At 28.5% G+C, this 10,300-nt stretch carries 10 protein-coding genes; 3 read left to right on the top strand and 7 right to left on the bottom strand.

Annotated features, from left to right (window positions below; genetic code table 11):
- The first annotated feature begins 48 nt into the window (after nt 1-48).
- On the top strand, nt 49-1,227 hold the full coding sequence (locus tag B3J31_RS11360) for a clostripain-related cysteine peptidase (RefSeq protein ID WP_346867114.1): 1,179 nt from the start codon (nt 49-51) through the stop codon (nt 1,225-1,227).
- A gap of 116 nt (nt 1,228-1,343) precedes the next feature.
- Here B3J31_RS11360 and B3J31_RS11365 read toward each other — a convergent pair whose 3' ends face one another.
- The 5 genes from B3J31_RS11365 to B3J31_RS11385 form a co-directional block, all read right to left on the bottom strand.
- On the bottom strand, nt 1,344-1,667 hold the full coding sequence (locus B3J31_RS11365) for a hypothetical protein (RefSeq protein ID WP_346867113.1): 324 nt from the start codon (nt 1,665-1,667) through the stop codon (nt 1,344-1,346).
- Nucleotides 1,668-1,778: 111 nt separating this feature from the next.
- A complete protein-coding gene (locus B3J31_RS11370) occupies nt 1,779-2,267 on the bottom strand; it encodes a hypothetical protein (protein WP_346867112.1) in 489 nt (162 codons plus the stop codon).
- Nucleotides 2,268-2,484: 217 nt separating this feature from the next.
- Entirely contained in the window at nt 2,485-3,681 is a 1,197-nt protein-coding gene (megL, locus tag B3J31_RS11375) for a methionine gamma-lyase (RefSeq protein ID WP_346867111.1), read from the bottom strand.
- 275 nt (nt 3,682-3,956) lie between these two features.
- Nucleotides 3,957-5,204, bottom strand: coding sequence for a sigma 54-interacting transcriptional regulator (locus tag B3J31_RS11380; RefSeq protein WP_346867110.1), 1,248 nt, complete (start codon nt 5,202-5,204; stop codon nt 3,957-3,959).
- Between the two features lie 106 nt (nt 5,205-5,310).
- Nucleotides 5,311-6,039 carry an HAD-IB family hydrolase gene (locus B3J31_RS11385; RefSeq protein WP_346867109.1) on the bottom strand — a complete coding sequence of 243 codons (729 nt, stop codon included), beginning with the start codon at nt 6,037-6,039 and terminating at the stop codon, nt 5,311-5,313.
- Between the two features lie 312 nt (nt 6,040-6,351).
- Here B3J31_RS11385 and B3J31_RS11390 point away from each other — a divergent pair, with 312 nt between their 5' ends.
- On the top strand, nt 6,352-7,035 hold the full coding sequence (locus B3J31_RS11390; RefSeq protein WP_346867115.1) for a DNA alkylation repair protein: 684 nt from the start codon (nt 6,352-6,354) through the stop codon (nt 7,033-7,035).
- A 94-nt stretch (nt 7,036-7,129) separates the two neighbouring features.
- The gene (locus tag B3J31_RS11395; protein ID WP_346867108.1) at nt 7,130-7,903 is read left to right on the top strand and encodes an HAD family hydrolase; all 774 of its coding nucleotides are present in this window, start codon (nt 7,130-7,132) and stop codon (nt 7,901-7,903) included.
- 378 nt (nt 7,904-8,281) lie between these two features.
- On the opposite strand, the gene B3J31_RS11400 is transcribed toward B3J31_RS11395, so the two are convergent.
- Together B3J31_RS11400 and B3J31_RS11405 are read right to left on the bottom strand one after the other, a co-directional pair.
- The gene (locus tag B3J31_RS11400) at nt 8,282-9,058 is read right to left on the bottom strand and encodes a pseudouridine synthase (protein ID WP_346867107.1); all 777 of its coding nucleotides are present in this window, start codon (nt 9,056-9,058) and stop codon (nt 8,282-8,284) included.
- A 117-nt stretch (nt 9,059-9,175) separates the two neighbouring features.
- Nucleotides 9,176-9,739, bottom strand: a complete 564-nt coding sequence (locus B3J31_RS11405; protein ID WP_346867106.1) for a GNAT family N-acetyltransferase — start codon at nt 9,737-9,739, stop codon at nt 9,176-9,178.
- Nucleotides 9,740-10,300: the final 561 nt, after the last annotated feature.

Genomic DNA, 10,300 nt, shown 5'->3' on the forward strand with positions numbered 1-10,300 from the left:
ACAATATTATTGACAACTTCCGTAAACCAATAGAAAGGAGGTATACAATTGAGTAATTGGACAATATTAATTTATGCTAACGGAAATAATGAACTTGAACCAGAAATATATGAAAGTCTATTAAATTGTGAGAAAGTTGGTTCAAATAATGATGTAAAAGTTATTATGCAAATAGGAAGAGCTAACAGAAAAATTGCAGAGATAATGAGACCCAATGAAATCTTTACCAAGGAAAGTGAACAATGGTCTGGAGTTAGACGTTATTATATATCTAAATCAAATTCTAGACTAATTCAAGACTTAGGTAAAATAAATATGGCAGATCCCAATAATTTATATGAATTTATTAAATGGGGAATGGACAGTTATCCATCAGAACATTATATGGTGGCACTTGGTGGACATGGAATATCTTTTGTTGGAAATACAACAGATTTAACTCAAGAGATACCTTATATGATGGGTACTCCTGAAATGTGTAAAGCTATTGACTTAATAAAGGATTCTATGGATGTGAAAATTGACATTTTAGTTCTTGATATGTGCTATATGAACTCCATAGAGATCATTTATGAGTTTGGAAAAAGTAAAAATAACGTGGTGTCAAATATACTGACCTATATTGGTGAAGGTCCTTTTAAGGGATTACCCTATGACACTATTATTGAATTAATACAAATTTGCAGTGATTTTAATAATGTAGAAAAAATTTTAAAAGATATAATAAACATGCTAAATTTAGATACCATAGCATTTCAAATAAATCATGAAAATTTAGAAAGTATAAAAAGTAAATTTAGTAAACTAGCCTACTGCTATTTAATCAACAAGGATGAATATAAGCTAAATCCTTTCCACTTATTCACAAAAACCAACCCTAATTATCCATGGTATAATTTAATAAATGAATTAAATGAAAGCTTAACCTCAATAATTATTCATCATAAAGATAACAGTAATAATAAGGAATCTTTAATAAAAGTAATCTGTGAAGAACTTGGTAGCTTAATTAATATTTATAGTAAACTAGCTTTTACTAAAAATAACTACTGGATAAATCTTTTATCTAATAAAAAAATTGGTGATAAAGTAAACTACTATAATAATATTGATTTAAAACCTATGAAGTTATCAAAGGAAGGTATTTTATACTCCATATTAACAACTAACCCAACTCTAAGTATAGAAAAAGCAGAATCAATCATTAATGAAATATTTTTCATATAAAAAGGTTCATCCTGAATTTTCAGAATGAACCTTTTTTAAACAAATAAAATATAATATAGAGGCAAGATTCTTTTAAAGAACCTTGTCTTTATACAAAACCTTATATTAATTCTTTTTTACTCTTCATTACCATTTGGACATGGACAAACGTCATCTCCAGTACCAACATTATATAATGCATTACCTAATTGTATCTTTTGAATAATTATTTCCTCGATGTCTCTAATTGCTTCGAATGCATCTGTTGTATCTCTATTTACTTGAATTAACTCAGCTGGTGTAATTTCTGGTTCATCTGCAACTAGTGGTACTAATGCCTCTATCTTTTCACTTTCTGCTTGAACAAATGATGCAAGTCCAGCTTCCATTAAAGCTCCTGATAACATTAATTTTTTTCCTATTACACAAATTGGTTCACAATTTAATACTGGTGCTCCCATTTTTTACCCCCTAAATATATCGTAACTAGTATTTTAATATAAAATTTACTGTTTAATATATTATATTATATTAAGAATATATTATAAGTGTTACTCCATTGTAAAATTCTTTTAGCATATACATAGCATTTTGTTTCTATTAATTAAAAAAATTACTAAAATAACACTAAGTATTAAATCATAGGTTTCATCATCACATGAGTTATTTGAGCTAGGAGGAATCGGGCAGTGGCAATTTTTCATTGACATCAACTCTTTTCCTACTTTGATTTTTTCAAAAATAGATTTTTCAATTATTGCAATATAACAAAGGGTACCCTTAATGCATTTGTTAACTTCAATCAAATCTTTGCCAGTAATTTTATCACAACAACAATGATTTTTCTTAGCCTTATCTATAAAACATTCAATCTTCTCACTTTCACATTTTAGAAATTGTGCAAGTCTTCCTTCCTCTTCTGCACCTAAATTGATTAATTCTAATCCTAATTCATAGGGTGTCTTTCTACAACATTTTTTACAATTATTCATATATATTATAAGAAAACATAATATGAAAAATATACATAACTCATTACCATCCTCTTGTAAAGCAAACATATACTCACTTCCTTTGTTTATAAACATTAGGGTTGTTTATATATATTATGCAAATTATATTAGTATTGATACCTTGCAAACAGCATCTATTTACTTTCCCTTTTATACTAAATAAACAGAGTTTTTTCTTCAGAAGGAGTTCCTAGAATGAAAAACGACTTGCAACTACAAATCTTACAGTTGCAAGCCATACTATAATAATATTCTACTATTTATACTATGAAATTGACTTTAATGCCTTATCTAAATCATTTATTATATCTTCCACATTTTCAAGACCAACAGCTATTCTTATTAATCCATCACTAATACCAGCCATTTCTCTTTCTTCCTTAGTATATGGAGAATGTGTCATTGATGCTGGATGTTGAATTAAAGTTTCAGCATCACCAAGACTTACCGCTATTGTACAAAGCTCTGTACTGTTTATAACTTTCTTACCTTCTTCAATTCCACCTTTTACCTCAAAAGCTATTACAGCTCCTGGTAAAGACATTTGTTTTTTAGCTAATTTATATTGTGGAAAGCTTTCTAAACCTGGATAATATACTTGCTCCACTGCACTATGTCCTTCTAAAAATTTAGCTACTTTCATAGCATTTTCACAATGTTTTTCCATTCTTATTTCTAGAGTTTTCATACCTCTAATGATTAAAAATGCATCAAAAGGACTTAAGCTAGCTCCTGTCATATCCTTTACACCAAATAATCTAACATTTTTTATAAATTCTCCACTTCCAACTACAAAACCAGAAATTACATCTCCATGACCATTTAAGAACTTTGTTCCTGAATGAATTACTACATCAGCTCCAAATTCTAATGGTCTTTGAATATATGGAGTACAGAAAGTATTGTCAACCATTACTATACAATCCTCATTTTTGTGAGCTATCTTACTTATAGCTTCTATGTCTGCAACTTCAAGATTTGGATTTGCTGGTGTTTCCAAATAAACCACCTTAGTATTTTCTCTCATAGCCTGTCTTACTTCTTCAAGATTAGTAGTATCTACAAAAGTTACCTCAACACCATATCTGCTTATTCCATGATTTAAATAAGCATAGGTACATCCATAAAGAGTTTTTGCTGCTACCACATGGTCTCCAGCTTTTAACACTGTCCAAAATGCTGATGCAACAGCTCCAATACCAGATGCAGTTGAAATTGCTGCCTCTGCACCTTCTAGCATTGCTAACTTCTCTTCTAATTGAGTATTTGTTGGATTTCCAAGTCTTGAATATATATATCCACCTTCTTCAAGAGCAAACCTTCTACCACCTTGCTCAGCAGATTCGAAAGTAAAGGTTGCTGTTTGGTGAATAGGAGTAGCTAAAGCACCAAATTGATCCTTAACATGTCCACCATGAATTGCTCTAGTAGCAAAGCCCATTGTTTTTAAATTATTCCCCATTAATTTGACCTCCAATATAAATTATTTTTACAATAATATATAGCAATTCCAGTGCCAAATTAAGGGTAATTTAAGTGATACTTAAATCTAGGTGAATATACTTTTACACAAAGCTCTAATAACAAGGAAATGAAGAAGCTCATTTATTTTTATAATATGCAACTTATAATATTTATAATAAGTTAGTGTAAATATTTCTTTACTTGCTAGAATTTTTTCGTAAAAATATCTTTACATCTGTAAATTATTTTTTACAGATGTAAAGATAAAAATACTTAAATTTTTATATTGTATTTATTAATTTTATTCATTATTGTAGTATGAGAAACTTTAAGTACACTTGCAGCTTTTCTATAACTCTTATAATTATCTATAGTTTTTTTAATAATTTCTTTTTCACATTTCTCCATTATATCTTTTAATGGTAGCTGCAAATATTCATCAGATTTTTTATCTATAATATCTTTAGGTCCATAGCTATAAATATCATTCTTAAAATTAATAAAAATGTCCTCTACAGTTAATATATCCCCTTTGCATAAATTCATCGCTCTTTCTATAACGTTTTGTAACTCTCTGACATTTCCAGGCCAATGATATTTCATTAACTCGCTAATGAACTCAACATCGGCGCCCTTTATATTTTTATTTAATTTATAATTTAATTTATCTATAAAGAACTGTACAAAAAGTGGAATATCCTCCAATCGTTCCTTTAATGTTGGAATATACATAGGAACTACATTTAATCTATAATATAAATCTTCTCTAAAAGTTTTATCCTTAATCATGTCTTCAAGATTATTATTAGTTGCAGCTATGATTCTTACATCTATAGCTTCTTCTTTATTACTACCAATTTTTCTAATTTTCCCTTCTTGTATCACCCTTAATAGCTTTGCTTGGATAAACATAGGCATTTCTCCTATTTCATCTAAAAATAAAGTTCCTCCACTAGCTTCTTTAATAATTCCATCTTTTCCCCCTATCATTGCACCTGTAAAGCTTCCTGGTTCATATCCAAACAACTCACTCTCTAATAAGGTTTCTGGTAATGCTGCACAGTTAATAGCAATAAAATTCTTATTACATCTAGGGCTTATATCATGTATTGCCTTTGCAAAAACTTCCTTACCTGTACCACTTTCACCTCTTAATAACACCGTTGAATTGCTCTTTGCAATAGTCAAAGTCATATTTTTAACCCGCTCTATTGCCTTGCTTGTACCAATTATGTTCTTGAATTCCCTATCCTCTATTGAATCTATTATAGCTTTTAACTTTTTTTCTTTCTGTTCATAATATAATAACTCCATCTCTTTAACGGAAATAATATCTTTAATATTACAAATTTCTTTCATTAGTTCCTTCTTTAACTCCTCTTCCATGTCCTCAACCTTTACACATACCTTTTGAAAAAACACTTCCATGGAAATCAAATTAATTTTCCTATTGTAAATTTTCTCTAATATCTCTACTGTAATCCCCAATCTATCTCTTGTAATTATCTCAAATCTAATCATAGAAATCCCCCTTTTGTAAGAAAGTGTTATGTTTAAAAGTGGCGTTACAAGACTTCTATTGTAACGCCACTAAAGCTATCCCCTAAAATGTAAAACTTTATTTTACTTAGATTAACTCTAAATTATTAATATCTAAATTATAAATAACATCTTTTCGTTCCACTATAACATTGATTTTATTCTTTACTTCTTCATTTTCTATTATCTTTGAAATTAGTTCTTTAGTTGGGTTGATAGCATATGGATTTCCTACAGATTTAAACATAGTTAAATCCCCAGAAGTATCTCCGTAAGCATAACTTTTACTTAAATCTATATCATATTTTTCTTTTAACTCCATTAAAGCATTTTCTTTACTTATAGAATCCCACATTGGAATAATTTCACCTGTATATTTCCCACGGTCATCGGCTTTATAAATGGTACCCCTAAAATCGTCCATTTCATATTTTCCTGCCATCTCTCTTACAAGCTCTATAGGAGATCCAGAAATAGCAATTACAACATGGCCTTGGTCCTTATGCCATTTAATTTTATCCCTGGAAAATGTATATACCCTATCACCTTTCTGATTAATCACATTTCTAGCTATATGTTCTATATGTTCTTTACTCAAACCCTTAGTTGCCTCAATATAAACGTCAATCATTTTAAGTAAATAGGTATCATAATCTCCTTGTCTAATATCCCACTTGGAAAAAGCTGGCCTAACTTCATTATACCATTTATCTTCTTCAACTAACTCATATTTTATTATTTTTTTAAAAACTTCTGTTATTAAACCTTCTCTATAGATAGTTCCATCTATATCAAAAAATGCTGCAATCTTTCCCATATAAAGCCCTCCTTAAATGACATTTCACCTCTACACTTTTGTTAGTAGATTTACTTCTTCAAACAAATATAAGAAGAAGTTTCCATTATAATATTTTATCTACAATAACATATTTATGATTTAAAGTCTAGTGTTCAAAATTATTATATGCTTATCTATATTTTATTTACTATAACTACAATTTGTTTTATTAGGGAATCAGTATTAATTTTAATATATTCCGGAAATTAAATATTATTATTCAAATCTAGTTAAAATAGGAAATCTCTATGATAAAATATAATTAGAAAACTAAGGAGAATAAAAATGGAAATAAATAATTTAATTAAAGAAAACTTGTCTATATTAGCAGAGCCGAAATATCAAAAATTTTCTAGTGGCTTATTACCTGGTATTCACAATATCCTAGGTGTTCGTTTACCTGAACTTCGAAAAATTGCTAAGAAGCTTGCAAAAGGTGATTGGCAGTGCTATTTACAAAATGCATCTGATGACACTTTCGAGGAAATTATGCTTCAAGGGATGACCATTGGTTATGTAAAATCTGAGCTTTCTGATATTTTACCATACATTACAACCTTTGTTAATAAAATTGATAATTGGTCAGTATGCGATAGCTTTTGTAGTGGATTAAAACTTCCTAAACGATATCCAGAGGAAATGTGGAAATATTTGATGTCCTATCTTTCAGCTCCCCATGAGTATCATATACGTTTTGGAGTAGTCATGCTTCTTTTCTATTATATAGATGATAATCATATTGATGAAGTATTAAAGCTATTGGATGGCATTAAACATACAGGCTATTACGTTAAAATGTCAGTAGCTTGGGCTATATCTATCTGTTATATAAAGTTTCCAGAGAAAACAATAAAATTTCTTAAAAATAACACTTTGGATCATATGACCTATAACAAAGCCTTACAAAAAATTACTGAATCATTACAAATAGATAAGGATACTAAATGCCTAATAAAAAATATGAAACGAAAATAAAGTAACATCAGTTAATATAAATTATTAGAGTGACTATATAAAATTTAAGAATACTAATTTAAAATAAGGAGTGGCTTTATAAATGAGTGGTATTATGAAAAACGTAAAATTAATAATTACAGACTTGGATTTCACTTTACTTCATACTGATAAAAACATCTCCAAATATTCTCAAAATATATTTAGAAAATGTTCTGACCATGGAATAAGAACAGCAATTGCCACAGCAAGATATCGAATAGGTGCAGAAAAGTACCTTAATATTATAAAACCCGATTTTGAAATTACCACTGACGGAACAATGGTATACTATAATGATGAGATAATATATGGTTGCGGATTTAACTTAGATACAACAAATCATATAATTAGTGAAATAAGAACTATCAGTACAACACTTAAAATAACAGTAGCAACAGATATGGGAGTTTTATGGAATAATGATAATATCGCTGAATCTTCAATATTGTATAAAGCTATCTATAACGATTATTCAAAACCAATAAATAGCTGCGCATATAAAATAGTAGCTGAATTACCCGACAAAAAAATTGCTTTAAATATAGCTAATAAATTTTTAGATTGTAAGTTAATTTGTTATAGAGGTGAAAATCTATATGGCTTTGTCAATAAAAATGCTGGTAAAGTTCAAGCAATTAAATCATTAGCAAAGTGCTTAAATATCGAATTGTCAAATATTATTGCTTTCGGTGATGACTTAAATGATATAGAAATGCTTGAACAATGCGGTTATGGTATTGCTGTATCAAATGCTATAGAGGAAGTACTAAATATAGCAGATTATATTACTGATAGTAATGATGAAGATGGGGTTGCAAAATTTATTGAAAAAAATATCTTTCTTTAATAAATGTAATACAACAGTAAATCATACAATAATACTAGTGTACATCTATAAGCTTAACTCTAATACCAACTTTTTACAGGACTTAATATTTTCAAAATCAGAGAATATATCCTAAATTTTGGGGCATACATACCCTATCATCAAACAAAATGAGAGTAGATAAATTTGTGTTTACACAAACTTATCTACTCTCCCTTTTTATCTATTTAACTAAATTCACCTATTATCTTCTTAGCTTCTTTATTGTTAGGATTCAACTCAAAAGATTTCTTATAACTCGCAAAAGCTTGCCTCTTATTACCTTCCTGAACCAATTGCATTATTCTGTTATTCCATAGAGTATAATAAATTTATATCCATCTCCAAAAATTATAATTTTTATACTAACTTTTGAACTTCCTCTTCTGTTAGCCTTCGATAGTGGCCTTTTTCAAGGGTTTCATCTAAGGTTAACTCCCCAATAGAAATCCGCTTTAAATATACCACATAACAACCAACTGCCTTTAACATACGCTTAACTTGATGCTTACGCCCCTCAGAAATTGTAAGATATCCACATACAACAGGCTGATTATAATGTTTTGATTCTATATTATAGAACTTTCCAATATCAGTTTCCTGTTCTAACTCTTCATAGTTTCCACATTTCGCCACTTCAATTTTAGCAGGCTTTGTTACTGCTTCACCTTCTCCAATGGAAATTCCATTCTCTAATCTCTTCCTATCTTCCTCATCTAATGAACCCAATGCCCAAAAGAAATATTTCTTTTCAACATGCCTTTCTGGGCACATTAATTGATGATCAAAATCACCATCGTTGGTAAAAAGCAATAATCCTTCTGTATCTTTATCTAATCTTCCAACATGAAATATTCCATTTATATTATCCTCATGAAAAAAATCAAAGACTGTTTTATTATCAGCATCCTTTCTTGCAGTAATACACCCTGCAGGTTTATGAAACATATAATACACCTTTTCTCTATAATCAACTACTTTATCAAGATACTCAATAATATCAGTACTCTCCTTAATTTCCATTGCAGGTTCTGTTATCACTTCCCCATTTACTTTAACCTTACCTTCTTTAATATAATCCCTAATCTTTTTACGTGTTTCAATGAATGACACTGCTAAAAATTTATCTAATCTCATGTTTATCCTCTTCTTTTCATATGTAAAATAATTTTAATTCTCTTTTCATAAGTAATTAATAACTATTTTAATATATAACAGTTTAGTCTATGAGTAAAGCTGTTCATTCCTTTCTTATTATTTCGCCATTCCTAAATATTCTTCTTTTGTAAGTAAATAATATGGTTCTCCATTATAGAAATCGAACTCTTCAGGTAATCCACTAACTAAATGTTGAAATTTAAATCCAAGCTTTTGTATAACTTTATTTGAAGCTATATTTTCTGGCTTTGCTAAGGCAATAATTCTTTGAAGTCTAATTGTATTAAAGCAATAATCGATTAATGCAGTCATAGCTTCAGTCGCATACCCATTTCCCCAGTAATCTTGCCCAATTAAATAATATATCTCCTTTTCTGGATAGAAGCAATCAAGAATTCCAACTCCACACCAACCAATAAATTTACCTGTATCTTTCAAAAAGATTGCAAAAGAATATTTAAAGTCATCCTTAAAGCCAGTTTTATAAGAATCAATCAGCCATTTAAATAACCCTTCATATTCTTCAAAAGACATACCATCCATATCCAGATATTTAAATAACTCTTTATTCTGCATTAATTGAAAAGATTCTAATAAATCATTGGCAATATATGGCCTAATTATTAATCTATTTGTTTCAATTCTCATTTTTTTAATCATATTAAAAAACTCCCTTTTATTATTCTTTGTTATTCTCCTATTTAAAAATTTATTGGCATAAACTCACCCCTTACAAAAAAATAAAAAGGCTGTAATGAAATTAGATTTCATTTACAACCTTAGTAAAATTATTGTTATCATTCTATGCAATATATAGATAAAAGCTTATTTATTGCATAAAAAAACCATACGTTAAGTATGGCATTTAATAACAAACAACTATAAAAATATGCAAATTAAAAGAATATAATTAAATTACTATATTTCTTTTAATAATATAGATTTATAAAAGGTATAAACACAAAAACTATTCCTTAACATTGTTATCTCAAAAATGTAACCTTAATAGACCTATTCATAATACAAATTTATACCCATAATAATTAGAACTGTAGTAAATAAAGACAGTAATAATAAATTACATCCTAAATAATCTTGTATAACCAACAAGCAAAAACATTTTTAAGATTGGTATTAAATTATATTACCTTACAAGGTTTAGAATTAGTTTTTTCATACGAATGTCCTCCTATAAATATATGGTAGTGTAAAATTTTTTAC

The sequence above is a fragment of the Clostridium sp. UBA5988 genome (genome assembly GCF_002435615.1).
Classification (GTDB): domain Bacteria; phylum Bacillota; class Clostridia; order Clostridiales; family Clostridiaceae; genus Clostridium_J; species Clostridium_J sulfidigenes.

Bases quoted from the DNA above. Each gene is read 5' to 3' on its own strand.
- B3J31_RS11385 (WP_346867109.1), bottom strand. From the start codon at position 6,039: ATGGGAAAGATTGCAGCATTTTTTGATATAGATGGAACTATCTATAGA.
- B3J31_RS11370 (WP_346867112.1), bottom strand. From the start codon at position 2,267: ATGTTTGCTTTACAAGAGGATGGTAATGAGTTATGTATATTTTTCATA.
- B3J31_RS11400 (WP_346867107.1), bottom strand. From the start codon at position 9,058: ATGAGATTAGATAAATTTTTAGCAGTGTCATTCATTGAAACACGTAAA.
- B3J31_RS11405 (WP_346867106.1), bottom strand. From the start codon at position 9,739: ATGATTAAAAAAATGAGAATTGAAACAAATAGATTAATAATTAGGCCA.
- B3J31_RS11395 (WP_346867108.1), top strand. From the start codon at position 7,130: ATGAAAAACGTAAAATTAATAATTACAGACTTGGATTTCACTTTACTT.
- megL (WP_346867111.1), bottom strand. From the start codon at position 3,681: ATGGGGAATAATTTAAAAACAATGGGCTTTGCTACTAGAGCAATTCAT.
- B3J31_RS11380 (WP_346867110.1), bottom strand. From the start codon at position 5,204: ATGATTAGATTTGAGATAATTACAAGAGATAGATTGGGGATTACAGTA.
- B3J31_RS11365 (WP_346867113.1), bottom strand. From the start codon at position 1,667: ATGGGAGCACCAGTATTAAATTGTGAACCAATTTGTGTAATAGGAAAA.